At 35.7% G+C, this 18,905-nt stretch carries 19 protein-coding genes; 4 read left to right on the forward strand and 15 right to left on the reverse strand.

What is annotated here, in order from left to right:
• Positions 1-23: 23 nt before the first annotated feature.
• Together H1R81_RS06815 and H1R81_RS06820 are read right to left on the reverse strand one after the other, a co-directional pair.
• Entirely contained in the window at positions 24-1,121 is a 1,098-nt protein-coding gene (locus H1R81_RS06815) for a hypothetical protein (protein ID WP_181839909.1), read from the reverse strand.
• Positions 1,122-1,156: 35 nt separating this feature from the next.
• Complete coding sequence (locus tag H1R81_RS06820; protein ID WP_181839910.1) at positions 1,157-3,643, reverse strand: SLBB domain-containing protein; 2,487 nt, start codon at positions 3,641-3,643, stop codon at positions 1,157-1,159.
• A gap of 179 nt (positions 3,644-3,822) precedes the next feature.
• Here H1R81_RS06820 and H1R81_RS06825 point away from each other — a divergent pair, with 179 nt between their 5' ends.
• Both H1R81_RS06825 and pheA read left to right on the forward strand, forming a co-directional pair.
• A complete protein-coding gene (locus H1R81_RS06825; RefSeq protein ID WP_181839911.1) occupies positions 3,823-5,721 on the forward strand; it encodes a DNA topoisomerase IV subunit B in 1,899 nt (632 codons plus the stop codon).
• Positions 5,722-5,807: 86 nt separating this feature from the next.
• Entirely contained in the window at positions 5,808-6,881 is a 1,074-nt protein-coding gene (gene pheA / locus H1R81_RS06830; RefSeq protein ID WP_181839912.1) for a prephenate dehydratase, read from the forward strand.
• Positions 6,882-6,883: 2 nt separating this feature from the next.
• Here pheA and H1R81_RS06835 read toward each other — a convergent pair whose 3' ends face one another.
• The 11 genes from H1R81_RS06835 to H1R81_RS06885 all read right to left on the reverse strand — a co-directional run bounded on the left by H1R81_RS06835 (position 6,884) and on the right by H1R81_RS06885 (position 15,669).
• Entirely contained in the window at positions 6,884-7,120 is a 237-nt protein-coding gene (locus H1R81_RS06835) for a CBU_0592 family membrane protein (RefSeq protein ID WP_181839913.1), read from the reverse strand.
• Entirely contained in the window at positions 7,117-8,040 is a 924-nt protein-coding gene (locus H1R81_RS06840; RefSeq protein WP_181839914.1) for a bifunctional riboflavin kinase/FAD synthetase, read from the reverse strand. Before H1R81_RS06840 ends, H1R81_RS06835 begins: the two co-directional genes overlap by 4 nt.
• Positions 8,041-8,090: 50 nt before the next feature.
• Positions 8,091-8,780 (reverse strand): tRNA pseudouridine(55) synthase TruB, encoded by a 690-nt coding sequence (truB, locus tag H1R81_RS06845; RefSeq protein ID WP_181839915.1) that lies wholly within the window; start codon positions 8,778-8,780, stop codon positions 8,091-8,093.
• A gap of 23 nt (positions 8,781-8,803) precedes the next feature.
• Positions 8,804-9,595 carry an undecaprenyl-diphosphate phosphatase gene (locus H1R81_RS06850; RefSeq protein ID WP_181839916.1) on the reverse strand — a complete coding sequence of 264 codons (792 nt, stop codon included), beginning with the start codon at positions 9,593-9,595 and terminating at the stop codon, positions 8,804-8,806.
• Between the two features lie 102 nt (positions 9,596-9,697).
• Positions 9,698-9,949, reverse strand: coding sequence for a DUF3098 domain-containing protein (locus H1R81_RS06855; protein WP_181839917.1), 252 nt, complete (start codon positions 9,947-9,949; stop codon positions 9,698-9,700).
• A gap of 134 nt (positions 9,950-10,083) precedes the next feature.
• Complete coding sequence (locus tag H1R81_RS06860; RefSeq protein WP_181839918.1) at positions 10,084-10,959, reverse strand: ABC transporter permease; 876 nt, start codon at positions 10,957-10,959, stop codon at positions 10,084-10,086.
• Between the two features lie 80 nt (positions 10,960-11,039).
• Positions 11,040-11,900 carry a 1-acyl-sn-glycerol-3-phosphate acyltransferase gene (locus tag H1R81_RS06865; RefSeq protein WP_181839919.1) on the reverse strand — a complete coding sequence of 287 codons (861 nt, stop codon included), beginning with the start codon at positions 11,898-11,900 and terminating at the stop codon, positions 11,040-11,042.
• Positions 11,901-11,990: 90 nt separating this feature from the next.
• Positions 11,991-12,815 (reverse strand): FkbM family methyltransferase, encoded by an 825-nt coding sequence (locus H1R81_RS06870; protein WP_181839920.1) that lies wholly within the window; start codon positions 12,813-12,815, stop codon positions 11,991-11,993.
• Positions 12,816-13,050: 235 nt separating this feature from the next.
• Positions 13,051-13,644, reverse strand: a complete 594-nt coding sequence (locus H1R81_RS06875) for a bifunctional nuclease family protein (RefSeq protein ID WP_181840013.1) — start codon at positions 13,642-13,644, stop codon at positions 13,051-13,053.
• Positions 13,645-13,934: 290 nt separating this feature from the next.
• Positions 13,935-14,900: an electron transfer flavoprotein subunit alpha/FixB family protein gene (locus tag H1R81_RS06880; RefSeq protein ID WP_181839921.1), complete on the reverse strand. Its 966-nt coding sequence runs from the start codon at positions 14,898-14,900 to the stop codon at positions 13,935-13,937.
• 34 nt (positions 14,901-14,934) lie between these two features.
• Positions 14,935-15,669: an electron transfer flavoprotein subunit beta/FixA family protein gene (locus H1R81_RS06885; RefSeq protein ID WP_181839922.1), complete on the reverse strand. Its 735-nt coding sequence runs from the start codon at positions 15,667-15,669 to the stop codon at positions 14,935-14,937.
• A 189-nt stretch (positions 15,670-15,858) separates the two neighbouring features.
• Here H1R81_RS06885 and H1R81_RS06890 point away from each other — a divergent pair, with 189 nt between their 5' ends.
• Positions 15,859-16,182, forward strand: coding sequence for a lipopolysaccharide assembly protein LapB (locus H1R81_RS06890; protein WP_181839923.1), 324 nt, complete (start codon positions 15,859-15,861; stop codon positions 16,180-16,182).
• 2 nt (positions 16,183-16,184) lie between these two features.
• Here H1R81_RS06890 and H1R81_RS06895 read toward each other — a convergent pair whose 3' ends face one another.
• A complete protein-coding gene (locus tag H1R81_RS06895) occupies positions 16,185-16,571 on the reverse strand; it encodes a hypothetical protein (protein ID WP_181839924.1) in 387 nt (128 codons plus the stop codon).
• Positions 16,572-16,848: 277 nt separating this feature from the next.
• Between H1R81_RS06895 and H1R81_RS06900 the strand changes: the two genes are divergently transcribed.
• On the forward strand, positions 16,849-17,922 hold the full coding sequence (locus H1R81_RS06900) for an asparaginase (protein ID WP_181839925.1): 1,074 nt from the start codon (positions 16,849-16,851) through the stop codon (positions 17,920-17,922).
• Positions 17,923-17,937: 15 nt separating this feature from the next.
• On the opposite strand, the gene H1R81_RS06905 is transcribed toward H1R81_RS06900, so the two are convergent.
• Positions 17,938-18,795 (reverse strand): AraC family transcriptional regulator, encoded by an 858-nt coding sequence (locus H1R81_RS06905; protein ID WP_181839926.1) that lies wholly within the window; start codon positions 18,793-18,795, stop codon positions 17,938-17,940.
• Positions 18,796-18,905 lie beyond the last annotated feature (110 nt).

An 18,905-nucleotide genomic window follows, 5' to 3' on the forward strand; every position in this document is an offset into this window, starting at 1 on the left:
TCAGACAAAAATAAATTTTAAACTTAACTTACCAGTTCCTGATATGTTTTACGTACAATGATAAAGACAAGGCATAGGAAAAAGCCTAAAAAAGCTCCTAATTTTGTGCTACCACCTATAGTATAGTCTTTTCGCAATAATGGTAAACGAACCGGTTGGAGCAGGGTAAATAAAGGGGTCTGATGAATCAATAACATTCGGAGGTTTTCAACCGTTGCCATTTGATTGTAGTATTGATTAGAAATATAAGTATTATTTCTGTTCAATTGTTGCTGACGCATCGGAGCTGTCGGATCAACAGCATTCATATTCTGAAATGTAGTAATAGCCAACTGGCGGTCAGTTGAGTTTAGCTTTCCTTGCAATTCATTCAATCTTTCTACCTGAAAATTATAAACTTCCAAGGTCTTTTTAGTACGAACATCTTTATAAAACTCTTCCAGACTTTTTAGTAAGGTCTCAAGCCATACTTTTGTCAGCATTTCATTATTGGTCGTTGCCGACAAAATCATGATTGAACCATTTTTATCTAAAGGTTTTAATTCGGTTTGTTTCACAAGTTTTTCATAAATAGTAGCTAACAATTCATTTTCAACTTTACCAAATTTTTCCGGACTTTTTGGTACAAATCTAAAATTAATGGCTGCTTTATTTGGTTCATGGAAAAGGTCGCCTCCCCACTCGTTAGTCTTTATATCACTACTATCTTTATAATAGTTGATAAACAAAGTTTTTTTGTTACCAACCATTACTTCCTTCATTAAGGCTTTTTCATAGAGTGCTTTTGACGAAATCACTAAACCGAAGTTACCGCCACTAAACAGATCATTTGTTTGTGCACCACCCATGCCACCCATACCAAAAGCATTGGCAAAGCCTGCTAACCCACCCATTCCGCCTTGATTAGGATTGCCTGACTCAAGATTAAACTGGATTTCTCCGTAAAACTGTGACTCTTTGAAATTGTTTATATCCATTAAGATACTTAATAAAGTACCAACCGCAATCCCTATCAAAAGAAGTTTCCACTCACTGCCTATCAGCCTGAATACATTTATTATTTTCTGAAATAAATCTTTTGTACTTATCTGCTCTTCTTGTATGATTTGTGTTTCAGCCATTTTCTTATATTAATTAGTGTTGTGTTACAGCCTTATTATTTTGTGATTTGTAAAATACCAATAATACCAATAAGGGTAGTAATAGTTGCACCAATAGTACCTAACAAATTCTGAACTTGTGCAATTTGTTGTTGCGCATTAACGGTTTTTTGAGGGATGATGATTTCAGAGCCTGGTGCTACTTTAGGGTAAATATTCACAAACAAAAATCTTCTTGTTCTGTCAACTGAACCATTAGCATATAAAACATATGATTTACTTTTCAGCGACCGCTTCGTGAAACCACCGGCCTTTGAGACATAATTCATAAAATTATCCCTATCGAAATATTTAACGGTGGTTGGGTATAAAACTTCTCCTTGTACCCTTACGGTTTCCAGTCTTTTAGGAATCCGGATAATATCACCATCCTGTAAAATCATATCTTCAGTTGAGCCTGGATTTTCAAGGATTTTTCTTAAATCTATGCCTATTGATGATTTTTTTGTAGCATCTACATCTTCTACTTCGATAGTCTGATTACCTTTTACGCTATTGGCTATTTCAGTAATAGCTTTTCTTCGCTGCTCTATTTCAATTTCGCTTAGCTGGATTTCTCTGATTAAGGTTGCACCTTCAAGATATGAATAAGGGGTTAAACCTCCGGCACGACTAACAATATCCGAAACTTTTTCATCTTTGCTTTTGATACCATATTTGTCAGGGAAAATTACTTCACCTTCAACCTGAACAAAAGCCTGCTTTACATAATTTGGTGATTTTCTGATGAAGATTTCATCAAACGGATACAATACGAAATTATTGCCTGCATTTTCAACACTTAAATCAGGGCGTATATTGAATTCGTAGGTATCTGATATTTGAGCGTTTGCAGAAGTTGGGTCAACATTTCTTTTTCTACGCACTACTTCAACTCTCGATAATGAGGCGGATTCTGACAAACCACCAACTTTAACCAACACGTCTTCAATGGTCAGATTTCTCACAAATGGGATTTCAATTCCTGCAACACCTTCGGGGTTATTAATAGCCCCTTGAATACGGACATAGGCTGGTTCAGTAAGGTCAAATATTGAAGGGATCGTTACTATATCTTCACGTTTTAACGGAATATCAGCAGCTTTCCCTTTCATTATATCATCAAGATTTACAGAAATATTTTCAATAATCATATCCTCTCGTGTTCTGACTATTGCGATCCGGCCAGTCAGGGCTTCTCCTCTTAATCCTTCTGCCGATTTAATTAATTCCAATAAGGTTGGGTTACTGTCTAATGAATATTGACCAGGGCGGAAAATTGCACCCTCAACAGTAACCATATTCTCATATCGCTCCAATAATCTTTCTGTCACGATAGAATCACCTGATATAACATTAAAAGTAGGAAATTCTTCTTCTTTAACGTCAATAATTTTACGCTCACGGCTTGTGTTTCTATGGATTTTCAACCGATGTTTATAGGCATACTGATTAAATCCACCAGCATAAGCAATAGCATCCTGTAACTTTTCATTTTCGGTCAATTCAAACAATCCGTTGCGTTTTGTATTTCCTTGGATTGCAACACGAGCCACATACGGTGAAACCTGAACAATGTCCTGATCCTGAAGAATTATATTATTTTTGGCATAGCCACGCATCAATACTTCATATAAATCAAGCGTAGCTACAACCCTGTTATTACGGATTACCTGAATTTTACGATAAGTACCTAACTCATTGGGGCCACCGCAAACATATAGGGCATTAAGAATTGTTGATAATGAAGAGAGCGTGTAAGTGCCTGGTGCAATTACCTCGCCCGTAATTGTTACTTTAATACTTCTGATATTACCCAATGAAACCACTAAATGTGTATTAGGAGGGTTGCCGGCATAAGGGAGCAATCCAATATAAACCTTTGATAATTTATTAAGAACCTTTTCACGTGCTTGTTCCATTGTAGAACCAGCCAGATATATAAGCCCGACCCTGTCTAAAGTAATATAACCATCAGGAGAAATGATTACTTTATAAGTAGCTTGGGAATATCCGTAAATATCAATAATTAATTGATCGTTCGGACCCAAAACATAGTTACTTGGTGTAGCGATATTGATAGCCGGAGTAGGATCAAATTTGATTGTATTAAAAAGATTAAAACCAAAAATTCTTCTTCTCAAAGTTGCTTTGGCTACATCCTGTTCTTCTTCTTCCTCACGAATGGCCCTTAAAGAATCTTCTCTGGTCATTGCCAATTGGTCTGCTGGATTGAGTGTCAGATTTCGTATAGCGTTTGGATCATTAGGATTTGTTACACGATTACGTGTTGGTAAAGGCATATTCGGGGTTTGCTGGGTACGCCCTGCAGGGGTATTCGGATTTGCCGGAGTTGCGTTTGGATTTACTGGTGTTACAGGCGCATTTGTTGGGGCATTCCCGGGTTGATTACCTGTATTTTGTGCAAAAGAATTGCTGATAATTAGTGTAAAAAGCGTAAATTTGAGAAAACTTTGGAAGAAATTATTTTTGTTAAATTTCATATCTATAACGTTATTTGCCGAATTGCTGTTTAAGTATTTAATGAACAAGAGATGAAAACATTGCAAAGTAAGTGAAGTTTTTTTATTTATTTGCTCTTTCATGTTAAGTATGTGTTAAAAAGAACTTTGAAATACAAAGTAAAAATATAAAATCCATAAAATCAAAATTTTTTTTCAAAATGGCCGAAAATAAGGAAGTAACTTATAATGAAGATAGTATTCGTTCACTTGACTGGAAAGAACACATAAGATTGCGTCCTGGTATGTACATTGGAAAATTAGGGGACGGTTCTTCTGCCGATGATGGAATATATGTTTTGTTAAAAGAAGTTTTAGATAATTGTATTGATGAGTATGCCATGGGATATGGCAGGTCTATTGAAATAAAATTGGAAGAAGGTATAGCAGAGGTTAGAGACTATGGCAGAGGGATTCCGTTGGGGAAATTAGTAGATGTTGTCTCAAAAATAAACACAGGAGCAAAATATGACAGCAAAGCCTTTCAAAAGGCGGTTGGTTTGAACGGAGTAGGAACGAAGGCAGTAAATGCACTTTCATCTCATTTTCGTGTCCAGGCTTTCAGAGAAGGAAAATCAAAGTGGGCTGAATTTACAAAGGGTGAGTTAATCAAAGAGTCACAGATTATTGATTCTGACCAGAAAAATGGAACTTTAGTGACCTTCACTCCAGATGATACTGTTTTTAAACATTATCATTACATTCCGCAATTTGTGGAAGCAATGATATGGAATTACTGCTACCTGAACGCAGGAATGACTATTGTCTTTAATAAGCAGAAATATATCTCACAAAATGGATTATTAGATCTGTTACGACGAAAAACTGATGAGGATTCATTAAGATACCCGATTATTCACCTGAAGGGAGAAGATATTGAAGTAGCACTTTCACACAGCAATCAATATGGTGAAGAATATTATTCATTTGTAAACGGGCAAAATACCACTCAGGGTGGTACACATTTGTCAGCTTTTCGTGAAGCAATTGTTCGTACTGTAAGGGAGCACTTTGGAAAAGACTATGCTCCAGAGGACATTCGCCAGTCTATTATAGGAGCCATTTCGATTCGGGTTCAGGAGCCTGTTTTTGAGTCTCAGACCAAAACTAAACTAGGCTCATTGACCATGTCACCAGAGCCTAACTCTCCGACTATCCGGGTATTTATCGGTGATTTTCTTAAGGAAAAACTCGATAATTTTCTTCATATGAACCCAGCTATCAAGGAAGCACTGAAGAAAAGAATTGAGCAATCGGAGCGGGAAAGAAAAGAGCTGGCAGGAATTAAAAAACTGGCAAACGAACGAGCCAAAAAAGCCAATTTGCATAATAGAAAATTAAGAGACTGTCGTTTTCATCTGGACGAAGAGAAAAATGAGAAACGCTTTGATACTGTTATGTTTATTACTGAAGGAGATTCGGCAAGTGGGTCAATTACAAAGGCGCGTAACCCTGAATTGCAAGCAGTTTTTAGCCTAAGAGGAAAACCCCTCAACAGTTTTGGTCTAACAAAAAAGATTGTGTACGAAAACGAAGAGTTCAACCTTTTGCAGCATGCACTTAATATTGAAGATGGTTTAGATGGACTTCGTTATAACAAAATTATTGTCGCTACAGATGCAGATGTTGATGGAATGCACATTCGCCTTCTTTTGTTGACTTTCTTTTTACAATTTTTCCCTGATCTGGTTCGTGAAGGACATTTGTATATTCTTGAAACACCATTATTCAGAGTTAGAAATAAAAAGGAAACAATTTATTGTTATTCGGATGAGGAGAAAGAAAAAGCGATCAAAAAACTTTCACCCAAGCCAGAAATTACACGGTTTAAAGGTTTAGGAGAAATATCACCTGATGAGTTTGAAGGCTTTATAGGTGAAGATATCAGGTTAGAACCCGTTATTTTAGAAAAGGAATCTTCTATTGCAAAGATTCTGAGCTATTATATGGGAAAAAATACACCTGAACGCCAACGGTTTATTATCGATAACCTGAGAATTGAGAAAGATGAAATTGATGAGGTTCTGGAGAAAATAATTGAAGTGAAAGAAGTTGCCTGATTGAAAAGTCTTGCGTTTTAATGATTGTAATTCCGAATTTAATAACCCCCTTACATTTATTTTAAATTTAAACACCTATCCAGACAGTGACACTTGAGGAAGTAAGAAAAGACATTGACGCAATTGATGACCAGTTATTAGTATTGCTTAATAAAAGAATGAAGCTGGTACATAAAGTCGGAGAAATTAAACGTTCTACTAAAGCCCTTATCTACAGGCCGGAACGTGAAAAGCAAATTTTAGACCGAATGAATTCGCAAAATGATGGCCCTCTTAATAAAGAGGCGATTGAAGCCATTTATTTAGAGATTTTTGCTGCTGCCCGTAATATCGAACTCCCGGAGAGAGTAGCTTACTTAGGACCAGAAGGAAGCTTTACCCATCAGGCCGCAGAAAGTCGTTTTGGTGCAATGAGCGAATATATGACATTGCCAACTATCAAATCGGTATTTGAAGCTGTAGATACGGGTAGAGCAAAATTTGGGGTGATTCCTATTGAAAATAACCAGGAGGGAATTGTTTATGAGACTGTAGATTTACTAAATGAAATGAATGTAAATGTTGCTGCTGAATTAAAAATCCCGGTTCATTTTGCTTTGGCTACAGAGGCCGAAAATCCATCAAAAGTAAAAAGAATCTATTCAAAAGATATTGCGTTCAGGCAATGTAGGGGTTTCCTGAACAAATATTTTGAACAGACACACCCTGAAGAAATCCAAGTAGAATCAACATCAAAAGCTGCTAAATTGGCTGCTGAGGATCCTGAAAGCGCAGCCATTTGCTCCGAAATCGCAGCAAAGCTATTCAGTTTACCTATTTTGTTTAATAATATAGAAGATAACGGTCAGAATCGTACACGATTCTATATACTTGCTAAAGGCTTTGAGAATCAGAAAAGCGGCAATGACAAAACCACCATTATTGCACGTTTGCCAGATACAGATAAACCAGGTGTTCTTGCCAATTTCTTACAGGATTTTAAAAAGGCAGGCATCAACTTAACCAAAATTGAAAGCCGCCCTTATAAAGGTAGCGAGGACTTTAATTTCTGGTTTTTTATTGAATTGGAAGGATTCCACAAAGATGAAAATGTGGAGAAAGTCTTTAAAAAACACCGGAATGCAATCAAGAAATTGGGTAGCTATGTAAAAAATGCCTGATACTATTTCTTTCGGAGTATTGCAGAAGCAGCAATCAATACCCAAATAACATTAACGGCCATAGACGGGTAGGCATGGTGGAAATATGTATTAATGATAAAGCATATTCCACCAATAGCATTTGCCCAGATATAGCGGGCATCTTTAGCATTTAATTTCCCCTGAATGTTTAAGAAATAAGAACCTGTTACCAGAACGGCCCCAATCCATCCAATGATTTCAATTAAATCTATTTTCATAATATCTGGATTGCGCGCTCTTTATCTCGTAAAATCTGGGTCTTTAATTCTTCAATACTACTGAATTTTTGCTCGGGTCTGATATAATCTACCAGTTCAACAGTTATATTTTCTCCATAAATATCATTGCTGAAATCAAGAATATGTACTTCCTGTGTTCGGCCTACACCATCAACAGTCGGACGGTTGCCAATGTTCATAATGCCGGTTAGCCATTGACCTCTAACTAATGCTTTTACAGCATATACGCCGTTAGCCGGAATTAATTTATAAGATTCTGAAACCTGCACATTGGCAGTCGGGAAACCGATGGTTCTTCCTAACTGGCGCCCTTTTACTACAATACCAGAAAAGCTGTAGTATCTACCTAACAGATCGTTTGCAGATTTTACATTTCCTTCTAATAATGACTGGCGGATTTTAGTCGAGCTAATGACTAAATTTTCAATCTCCTGACGAGAAATTTCTTCAATCTGAATACCAAATCGGTTAGAGTTATCTTCTAAATATTGAAAATTACCTTCACGATTACGACCAAAATGGTGATCATAGCCAATGACCAGTTTTTTAGTGCCAATGGTATTAAGTAAAATCTTCTGCACATATTCATTTGAGCTTAACTCTGAAAACTCTCGTGTGAAAGGAACTATTAAAAGATGATTTACACCTTGTTTTTCGAGGAGTTCAATTTTTTCGTCAATTGTAGATAATAATTTAAGACCTTGACTGTCTTGCGAGACTACCATTCGAGGGTGAGGCCAAAATGTAAGCACTACCGACTCGCCCCCTGATAATTTAGTTGTTTCTTGTAATATTTGCAGGATTTTCTGATGGCCTAAATGAACTCCATCAAATGTGCCGCTCGTTACTACCGCATTTTCTAACGGCTTAAAATCTGATAGATTATAATATACTTTCAATGTGTAAGGTATTTTGTAAAACAATCGGCGTCGTTAACTTAAAACAACGATTATGATTGATTGGGCGCAAAATTACGAATATTATCCAGAAATTGTTCGAGGGTAAGCGCATTTTCAATTTTGAAATCTCCGATTCGGGTTCGGCGTAATGAGCTCATATATGCTCCTGATTGAAGTAATTTGCCAAAATCTCTCACAAGGCTACGGATATATGTTCCTTTGGAACATACAATTCTGAATGAGAGCTCAGGAAAGCTGGTAGTATCTATTTCAAACGTTTTTATTTCAACCTGTCTTGATTTTATTTTAATCTCTTCCCCTTTTCTTGCCGACTCGTAAGCCCTTTTACCATCAACTTTAATGGCAGAATGCGCCGGAGGAATTTGCTCAATTATACCTGTTAATTTTACTATTGCGGCACTAATTGCTTCCTGAGTAATATGATTGATAGGGTATTCGGCATCAAAATCAGTTTCCAAATCAACTGATGGAGTGGTTTTCCCTAAAACCAAGGTACCAATGTATTCTTTTTCTTGTGCTTGATATATGTCAATTTCTTTGGTTTTTTTGTTGGTACACAGAATGAGCAACCCAGTAGCTAAAGGGTCTAAAGTACCCGCATGACCTACCTTTTTATATTTACCTGCATACCGAACCTTATTTACTACATCAAAAGAAGTCCATTTCAAAGGTTTGTCGATCAATAGCACTTCATTTCGTTCATCAACGACTGTTTGCATAAGGGGTTTGTTAATTTAAGGCTTTAAACAATCTTCAATTCATAACCTGCAGCAATTAAGCCCAGAATGATTAAGCCGACAATAATCCGATAATAACCAAAAACCTTAAAGCCATATTTTTGTAAATAGCTGATGAAGAACTTAATAGCAATCATAGCTACGATAAATGCAACTACATTGCCAACTATTAGAAGTTGAAGTTGGTCAGATGAAAAAGTAAGAGTGCCTGCTTTATAGCTTTTAAGTAATTTATATGCCGATGCCGCAAACATAGTTGGAACAGCAAGAAAGAATGAAAACTCGGCTGAATCCTTACGTGATAATCCCTGAAACATACCACCAATAATACTTGCAGCGGAACGAGAGACACCAGGAATCATGGCAATACATTGGAACAATCCAATTTTTAAAGCATCAGCATAGCTAATGTTTGCTTTTGTAGCTTTATTTTCAAAGTATTTATCAATAAAAATCAAGACAAAGCCACCCAGAACCATAGACATGGCAACTACTACAACACTTTCAAGCAGACTGTCAATGAAATCGTTCAACAGAAAACCAATAATAGCTGCAGGAATGAAAGCTGCTAATAGTTTGGCATAGAACTCGAATGATTGTAAGAATTTTTTCCAGTAAAGAACGAGTACTGATAAAATTGCTCCGAACTGAATATTTACTTCAAATACTTTAGTAAAATCTAATTCACTTATACCCATCAGGGATGAGCCAATAATCATGTGTCCGGTTGAACTGATAGGTAAGTACTCTGTAATTCCTTCAATAATAGCAAGGATAATAGCCTGAATAAGATCCATTATAATGTTTTAGTAAATATTTAGGAAATGCGAATATAATTAAGACGAAATGATGATTACTCAGTTTATGAGATACAAAGATTTTACTATTTTCAGAAAGCATTATTTCTTTCTGAAAATGGCGTAAAATTCAAACAAAAAGCCGATAAAAGTAATAGCAGGGCCAAGTGTGATACCCAAAAAGCCAAAACCGAATTCTTCTTTATCTAAAGTCATGATAAAAAAACCAACAAGAATAAGACCGATACCCACTAACATTAACAGATAGTTCTGGCGGCTAAATGGAAGAGCACTTTTGTTAACACCATTATCGGTGCTTTTTACTTCCTGTGCTTTAGAGGTGATACTTTTCATAATCGTAAATTTCCTTATCCCAAGGATAATATTTTTATTGTATATTCATATAAAAGGGATAGACTTTACATGAAGTGAAATATTTAAAAACAGATAATGTGAAATTTTAAACTCATAAGATTATATAGAAACGATCAATATAAATTTTCAAGAGGGGTTCTTAAATACCTATGCATAGATTGAAAGGTACTTAAAACACTGATCAGAATTCCTAAAAGAAGCACTCCACCACATAAAAATGCAATCTTGATATAATCCTGCAAAACTAATAAATCTTCAATTTTATTTACTGCTATTTGCTGAACACCAAAAAACAGCCCGATGGCGATAATACCCGAAAATAGACCTTGCCATATTCCACGACTAATAAAGGGTTTTTGAATAAACCAATCTGTCGCACCCACCAACTGCATACTTCTGATAATCAATCTCTGCGAATACAATGCTAACCGGATAGTATTGTTAATCAATAAGAAAATAGCAACTAATAGAACTACAATTACAGATGCAATAATCAGAAATGCTTTGTAAGCATTTTTGTTGATGCTATCTACAAAATCCTTGGCATAATCAGCTTCAAAAACGCCTGATATTTGTTCTAAATCAGATTTAATTGTTTCTAAATTCAACTCACTCAGATATGTTTCTCTGATCCTTAAACTAAAAGCATCTCGGTAAGGATTTTCACCCAAAACAGAGCTATAATCTTCATTAATATCTTTCAGCACTCTTTTGGCTGTGCTTTCTTTTGAAATAAATTTTATCTGTGGCACATTATCAGCGTAGGCTATATAACTTTTTTTTGCGATAATATTCCGTACAGAATCCTGTTGAATTTGAGTAAGTGATTTATCTAAATAGACCTGAATCTCAATATTCTGTTTTACATAGCTCACTAATTGTTTAGAGGTCAGGGCTATCCAGCCTGTAAAAGCAATCAGAAATAACGCGGTTGTTAAACTAATAATAATTAAGAGACTCGGATAACTACCTAATTTTCGTTTTGGCATTGTGAATCTTTTTAAAACAAATCTTTATGGCTTCGCAATTTTGGGCAAAGATAGAAAATGTAGAAGAAATATAGACCAATTTAATGATTTTTAACAGATTCTGAAGTTTCACCTCTCCATCGGGCAATTCTTTCGGGCATATCCTGCTCAATGATATTTTTGATTACCTCTGTAATTTCCTCGACAGTAGCTTCAGGTGCAAAATGAATAGGGTCTTTGAATTTTACTCTCAACTCGGTATTTCTCTTTTTATAGGCCAATCCGGTTTTGTTAAATGCTCTTCTGAAGCCATCAATTACCACTGGAACGATAATTGGATTCGCATCTTTGATAATATGTGCAGTGCCTTTCCTTATTGGCGCATATGGACTTGTAGTGCCTTGTGGGAAACTCACTACCCAACCAAATTTTAATCCTTTTGCTACATTAGAACCGGCTGAAGAATCCAACTCTCTTTTTACATTTTCCCCTTTGGCTCTCCATGACCTTTCAACTAAAATAGCCCCTGCTAAGCTAAAAATTCGGGGAATTAATCCTTCTTTCATTGTTTCACTTGCAGCTACATAAAATGTTCTGGCTCTGGGAGCAAATAATGCTATTGGAATAACTCTGTTTCCAAATCCCCATTTGACTGAGCAAAATATATGATAAAACGTGATCACATCGGCAAAGTAAGTCTGATGATTTGATATAAAATACACATTCTGATTTGGCAAACGAGCAATTTTCTCAGCTCCTTCAACTTTTAGCTGATTTGCAACAGCAATGCGCCAATAAGTTGGGAAACCGGCAATGAGGATAATCAATCGTTTTAAAATTAGCCAATTACCGAATGGGTCACGTTCAAAAAATCCAAAAATATCAATATAAGAAATGTACCTAAAAAAAGGATTAGGGTCATTATTGGGAATTGGCAAAAAGTTACGAAGTACTCGAAGCATTATTAGTATTATATGGTTTGTCAGGGCTTATTGAAGATGAAAGATAGGAATAAAAACTCAAATATCAATAAGCCCTTTTATACAGCAACATTAATTTTTTGGGGTTGCCAGAATATCAAAAGTTTTCCAATCACTCATGTTCTCTCTCATGATCTTCTGCCTTTTGGTATTTATGTCAAACGCTTCAACGAAGTATAAATCATAACCTAAATCTGCAACCAGGTCAAACAAAATGTTCCGTTCTGTCTTATTTAACTTAACAAAACATTCGAAAATCAGATTTGGTTTGTGTTTTTTTACAAAAGGTAATATTGATTTTAGTATTTCTGTATCATATCCTTCGGTATCAATTTTTATCAGTGATAATTTAGATATCAGATCAGGGTAATTTTCATTCAGAAACTCCTCTAATTTTACACCTTTTACCTTTTCTTCCAGACCGAATTTGCCATGCGTATTTTCTTTGGTTTCAGCAATTCCGCCATTATTGTAAGAAGCCTCCGAAGAATTATAGAAGAAGTCACCATTATGCGTGGTTATGGCCAGCCTTAAAGGAATAATATTTGTCAATTCTTTATTAAGGGTGGCATTTTTTTCTAAAATTTTATAAATAAAAGGGTTAGGATCGAACCCTAAAACTGTACCTTCTTTACCAACTGCCAGAGCCATGGGAATAGTAGAATCTCCGATATGTGCACCTATGTCAATAATAAAGTCACCTTTTTTTAATATTTTTTTGTAGAAGTCGACCTGGCCTTGGCTGATATCCTTCCTTGCTTCTAATGGGTTTTCCCATCGGGCGAAACTCACTTTACCAAATTCAGGCAATTCATATTCTGTAATTTTATAAGGGTATTCTTTGAAAATTGTCCGAGCCTTGTGTTTTTTAAATTTTTTTTTCAGATAAGTAAACATAAATAATAGGAATTTATAGTGATTTATTATTAATAGTTTGAAAGTGCAGGATATGAGCTAACGCAAAGATATTGGATATTTTAATAGAGATTGGCAAAATAGCAAAATTTTGATATTTTGAGTACTTTTTTGATTAGGTTGGAAATATTTTAAAGTAAATAGGGGATGGTTTTGAAAATAAAAAGCCATTTGCGATCCCGCAAATGGCTTTTTATTTGATGTTTATATCTATCAGTTAATTTCTCTTGCTTATTTCGTCTCTTATCTTCGCCGCCTTTTCATACTCTTCATTGGCCAGCGCCTGATTTAATAGATTGTTAAGTTCCTCAAGATTCAGATCCTTTAATGAGTCTTTTGTGACTTTTTGAGGGCGTGTTGAAGACGAAACTAACTCTTGCGGCTCATCAGCAGTTGTGGCTTCTTGCGCGGTAATGCCCGCATCTGACAAAATCTGATTAGTTGTATAGATCGGAACCTGAAAACGGAGCCCTATGGCTACAGCATCAGAAGGGCGTGCGTCAATTGATTTTTGTCGGATACCGTCAGTACAAACAACTTTGGCATAGAAAATACCCTCTCGTAAATCAGAAATCAATATCTCTTCTACTGTAAAATCAAATGCACGGGCAAATGATTTAAACAAGTCGTGAGTCATTGGACGATTTGGAGTTATACGTTCCATTTCTATGGCAATGGCCTGCGCTTCAAACATGCCAATAATAATTGGTAATCTTCGATTACCAAATTCTTCAGCCAGTACAAGAGCAAATGAGCCTGTTTGTGATTGGCTGGGAGATAGACCTAATATTTCGAGTTTTATTTTTTCCACGTTGCAAATATAAGGATTTCTTAATTTGTCCTTTAATCTAATCGATAAAAAAGTCCAGCGGGACAAATGTTCACAGGTTTAACTTTAAAACATCTGTTTTGGTTTCCAATAGAAAGCAAAAAATATATGATTCAGATAATCTCAAATTATTAAAATCTTTTTCTTTTATCCAAATGACCCTCTTTAGCAAATCTGTAAATCGTATAGGAGAATAATAATATCTATCGCCTAAAAACACAATAGCCTCGGTAAAAATTAATCACCGAGGCTATTAATTGTTGTTGAAATTCCTATTTCAGGTCTTTTACTGCTTTTGTTAGTTTAGGTAATACATCAAAAACATCACCTACAATACCGTAATCTGCAGCTTTAAAAAATGGAGCATCCGCATCTTTATTAATCACTACTATAACTTTAGAGGAGTTTACGCCAGCGAGGTGCTGAATAGCACCTGAAATTCCACAAGCTATATATAGATTTGGGGAAACTTTTACCCCTGTTTGCCCAACATGTTCATGATGGGGGCGCCAATCCAGATCTGATACTGGTTTAGAACAGGCTGTTGCTGCTCCTAAAGCTTCTGCTAAGTCTAATAAAGGTTGCCAGTGTTCTGGTCCTTTCATACCACGCCCACCTGATACCACGAGGTCGGCCTCTGGTAATGAAACTGTTCCTGTTGCTTTTATGGTCTCTGTAACTTTTGCTGTAAATAGATTGTCATCTAACGCTGGTGTAAATGATTCAACCGTGGCTGAAGTATTGGTTTCAACAGGATTTACCACATTCTTCTTGACTGCCAATATCGTTATATCATTTTGTATATTTACATCGACAAAGGCCTTACCCGTAAAAATGCTTCTTTTAACTTTGAAACCATTAGATAGATCCGGTAATTCTACTACATTGCCCACTACAGCAGCCTTTAGTGATCCGGCTGCACGGGCAGTTACAGCATCAGCCAATGATGATTTGGCTGTAATAATTACTTTAGCACCGGTTGTCTTGGCTGCTTCGGCCAATACTTTTGCATAAGCCATGCTATTAGGAAGCTCTAACTTTGCATCGTTGGCGTGCAAAACTTTGGTTGCGCCATAATTACCTGCAATGACCAGCTCAGCAGAGTCTGCTTTGCCAATTACCAGAGCTGTAACTGAAGTGCCTGATTTTTCGGCAACTTGTGCACCATAGTAAATGGCTTCGAGCGAAGATTTTTTAATTGCACCATCTGCAATCTCTGTAAAAACTAATATAGCCATGATTAAATGTCTTTTCTGAAATGAATAATGTGAATTATAGTACTTTTGCCTCTTTATGTAATAACTCAATCAGCTTTTCGGCTTCATCAGCTGGGATCATCTGGCATGCACCTTTGGCTGGAGGTAAGCTGTATTTATCAGTTGAAGTCAAGGCTTCCCCTGAGGCTGGAATTACTTTTAAAGGTTTAGTACGTGCAGTCATAATTCCACGCATGTTCGGGATTTTCCATTCAGCAATGGGTTCCTGACAGCCTAAAACCAAAGGGAGTGGAGCTTCTAACTTTTCTTTACCACCTTCAATCTCACGTGTCATTTTTGCTACTCCATTTTCAATATCTAACTGCATAACCGGAGAAAAAGAAGGGATTCCTAAGATTTCTCCAACAATGCCATGTACCACACCTGAATTGTAATCACTTGTTTCTCTTCCCATCAGAACGAGATCATAGTTGCCTTCTTTCGCAACTGTGGCAATTTGTTCGGCAACAAAATATGAATCAGTGGGCTCGGTATCGACCCTTATGGCATCATCTGCTCCGATAGCCAAAGCCTTGCGTATTTGTGGCTCAGCATCAGCCTCTCCAACATTCAATACTGTAATACTTGCACCATATTGTTCTTTTAATTCAACGGCTCTTGCCAGTGCATAATCATCGTAAGGTCCGATAATATATTGCACTCCTGCTTTATTCAACTTTGTATCGCCGTCAGTAAAACTGATTTTTGAAGTAGTGTCAGGTACACTCGAAATGCAGACTAATATTTTCATAGTATTTTGCCCCTTACCCCTAAAGGGAAGTTGTTTATAGAATAGATGCTTTTAGGGGTTTTCTAAAAAGCATTATTAGTATAATGAACTTAAGAGTTTTATTGCCTAAATTTGCCTTAGAGCAAAAAATAAGACTGAAAATTGTTATGCATGCATAACAATTGCAAATCTAAATTAAAGAGGATTAGTATGCAAGAGGAAAGATTAAAAATTTTATTACAATATTTAGAAGAAGAACCAGACGATCCTTTTAATATTTATGGAGTGGCAATGGAGTACATGAATAGTAATTCTGAAAAGGCACTTTTTTATTTGGAAAGGTTGCTGATTGAATATCCTGATTATGTGCCAACTTATTATCATGCAGCCGCTTTGTATTTTGAAAAAGAGCAATTTGAGAAGGCAGAGGAAGTGTATAAAAAAGGAATAGAAATAGCTCATCAAAAGCAGAATATTAAAGCTTATGATGAGCTGAAACGAGCTTATAGAATGTTTTTGGACGAACTTGAGTGAATTTAGTAATAATATTCATCTTGCTCTTTCACATTCGTTTTTCCGAACAAGGCTCTGAAAGTATCTGTCATATAAAGCATATCCAATACTTTATTTCGAGCCTGCTTCATTATATAAACATTATGGTTTTGTTGTATTTGCTCCTCAATCTGTTTCACTATAAAAGCCATGCACTCTTCATTAATTGAAAAATCTTCAACAATATACATTACGAAGCGATTTCCGGGCTCATTGTCTGACAAATAAAAAACCAAGTGGAAATCTTCTCCTACCAAAAAGGCGGCAGTTTTATTGGTATCAAATGTTTTAAATATTTCTTTATTATCAACTAAACAATCGATTATCTCAACTTCGTCAGCTATTATCCTTAATGTTGGTTGTAAGTTCATATCTCCGTCCTTTTTATTGTGTTTTCGTTTGTTGCTTTTCAAATATAACGTAAGAATCTAAATAAAATTCAAAAAAAGTGAAAAAAAATCTTGGAATAGTAATATTTTATATTTGTCAAAATTTTAAAAATCGGTTTGTTTTTGAGTATTTTTACTCAAAAAAATGTTTTTTCAACAAAAAGTCATTTGTGATTTAGGTAGCTTTGCCATATTATTTTAAAAAAATCAGTATTTAAGCTCAAATCAAACTTTGTATTTTTGCTAAAAAAACTTTTTTATGGCCTATAGAACTTCAAAAATTACTACTTTATCAAGTAAAAATAATCGTGCCACCTCTGTCTTAATGATTTATACCGGAGGTACTTTGGGTATGGTATATGACTCAAAAAATAAGAGTTTAGTGCCTTTTAATTTCGATGAGATACTAACAAATGTGCCAGAATTGCATCGGCTGGAATTTGAACTTACTATTCTGACTCTTGAGAAACCGATTGATTCATCAAATATGAATCCTAAAAACTGGGTGGAAATTGCTAAGATTGTATATGATAATTTTGAAGAGTTTGATGCCTTTGTTATTCTTCATGGTACTGATACGATGGCTTATACGGCCTCAGCCTTAAGTTTTCTCCTGGAGAATTTAAGTAAACCAGTGATTCTAACTGGTGCACAATTACCCATTGGCATCGCAAGGACAGATGCTCGTGAAAATTTGATTACTGCTTTAGAAATAGCTTCTGCTAAAATCAATGGCAGACCAATTATACCTGAAGTAGCTATATATTTTAACTCTTACTTATTGCGTGGTAACCGGGCGAAAAAAAAAGAGAGCAGTCAGTTTAATGCATTCAGATCTGAGAATTATCCGAATCTGGCTGAAGTAGGGGTGACTATTGACTACAATTTCCCGTTTATTCGTGCTTACCGAACAGATCTTCCCTTACAATTGCACGAAAATCTGAATCATAATGTGGTGATACTCAAACTTTTTCCGGGTATTAAACAGAATTTGATTCATAATATATTTAATACCAGTGAATTAAAAGGAGTAGTTTTAGAAACTTATGGTGCTGGCAATGCCCCATCTGAGGGGTGGTTTTTAGAAGAGCTCAAGGAAGCTATTGATGAAGGAATTGTTATTTTTAATGTTTCGCAGTGCGATGGAGGGAGAGTTTTGCAAGGCACGTATCAAACTTCCAGAAAACTTCTTGAAATCGGAGTAGTAAGCGGCTCGGATATTACAACCGAAGCAGCCATTACTAAAATGATGTTTTTATTAGGTAAAGAAGATTCATACGAGCGTGTGAAGTTTAACCTTGAAACAGATATTTGTGGAGAGATGTCGGTTTAAATAGATTGATTATTTTTACTTTTTCCTTAGTACCAAGTTTTTAAATTGCATAGGGCTTTTACCTTTTACTTGTTTAAAGACTTTACTGAAATATGAAACATTTGAGAAACCGCATTCAAAGCATACATCTGTGATACTTTTTTCAGTCATTAGTAACTTACAAGCCTGATTGATTCGATATTCGTTCACAAAGTCAGTATATGTCATATTCATTACCTTTTTGAAATAATTGCAGAATGACGGAACTGTCAAGTGTGCAACATCAGCTACCTGCTTAATATTAATCGGGGCTTGATACGAGAGCTCAACATATTCATAAATCCGTTTGATACGAGCCTGATCTTTTTGGTTAAAATCATAGCGGGTATCGGCTACATTCAGTAAAATGTAATCTTCGGAATTAGCTAATATCTGAAAAATTGACAATAACTCAATCATTCTCCCAAAATGGGTCAGCTGAAGCATTTTCTTCAGTCTGTTTCCAACAATTTTTTTTGTTTGCCCAAAAAAATGAATCCCATGTTGAGATCGTTCAAAAAGTGCTTTAACGGCAGTCATTTCAGGTCTATCGAAGAATTCTTCCCCTAAAAAATCCTCTTTGAATTGGATAACTGTTTCTTCATGTTCGTCTAATGCATCGTAGCCAAATCCAGCATGTGGTAAGTTAGAACCTATCAGAACCAAATCTCCGTCTTCATAGTAGCTGAGATGGTTTCCGACATGCCTGCGTCCGGTACCATAATGTACATAAACCATCTCGTATTCAGGATGATAATGATAGTTCCACGGAAAAATATTTGAAGAAATCTTTAAATGTAGCAGTCTGAAGGAACTTCCTTCGTCAGGTTGGATCTTTTCAAAGGGTGTTTTCACTATATTAAGATGGGAATAATTAAAATTTTCATAAAAATAGTAATATAGTATTAAAACTCATGAATGGAAGAATATTTTTTATCATTTGATATGCCGAATTTTGTATCACG

This window comes from Emticicia sp. BO119 (assembly GCF_013912375.1).
Taxonomy (GTDB): Bacteria; Bacteroidota; Bacteroidia; order Cytophagales; family Spirosomataceae; genus Emticicia.

Bases quoted from the DNA above. Each gene is read 5' to 3' on its own strand.
- H1R81_RS06815 (WP_181839909.1), bottom strand. From the start codon at position 1,121: ATGGCTGAAACACAAATCATACAAGAAGAGCAGATAAGTACAAAAGAT.
- H1R81_RS06820 (WP_181839910.1), bottom strand. From the start codon at position 3,643: ATGAAATTTAACAAAAATAATTTCTTCCAAAGTTTTCTCAAATTTACG.
- H1R81_RS06825 (WP_181839911.1), top strand. From the start codon at position 3,823: ATGGCCGAAAATAAGGAAGTAACTTATAATGAAGATAGTATTCGTTCA.
- H1R81_RS06835 (WP_181839913.1), bottom strand. From the start codon at position 7,120: ATGAAAATAGATTTAATTGAAATCATTGGATGGATTGGGGCCGTTCTG.
- truB (WP_181839915.1), bottom strand. From the start codon at position 8,780: ATGCAAACAGTCGTTGATGAACGAAATGAAGTGCTATTGATCGACAAA.
- H1R81_RS06850 (WP_181839916.1), bottom strand. From the start codon at position 9,595: ATGGATCTTATTCAGGCTATTATCCTTGCTATTATTGAAGGAATTACA.
- H1R81_RS06855 (WP_181839917.1), bottom strand. From the start codon at position 9,949: ATGAAAAGTATCACCTCTAAAGCACAGGAAGTAAAAAGCACCGATAAT.
- H1R81_RS06860 (WP_181839918.1), bottom strand. From the start codon at position 10,959: ATGCCAAAACGAAAATTAGGTAGTTATCCGAGTCTCTTAATTATTATT.
- H1R81_RS06865 (WP_181839919.1), bottom strand. From the start codon at position 11,900: ATGCTTCGAGTACTTCGTAACTTTTTGCCAATTCCCAATAATGACCCT.
- H1R81_RS06870 (WP_181839920.1), bottom strand. From the start codon at position 12,815: ATGTTTACTTATCTGAAAAAAAAATTTAAAAAACACAAGGCTCGGACA.
- H1R81_RS06880 (WP_181839921.1), bottom strand. From the start codon at position 14,900: ATGGCTATATTAGTTTTTACAGAGATTGCAGATGGTGCAATTAAAAAA.
- H1R81_RS06885 (WP_181839922.1), bottom strand. From the start codon at position 15,669: ATGAAAATATTAGTCTGCATTTCGAGTGTACCTGACACTACTTCAAAA.
- H1R81_RS06890 (WP_181839923.1), top strand. From the start codon at position 15,859: ATGCAAGAGGAAAGATTAAAAATTTTATTACAATATTTAGAAGAAGAA.
- H1R81_RS06895 (WP_181839924.1), bottom strand. From the start codon at position 16,571: ATGAACTTACAACCAACATTAAGGATAATAGCTGACGAAGTTGAGATA.
- H1R81_RS06900 (WP_181839925.1), top strand. From the start codon at position 16,849: ATGGCCTATAGAACTTCAAAAATTACTACTTTATCAAGTAAAAATAAT.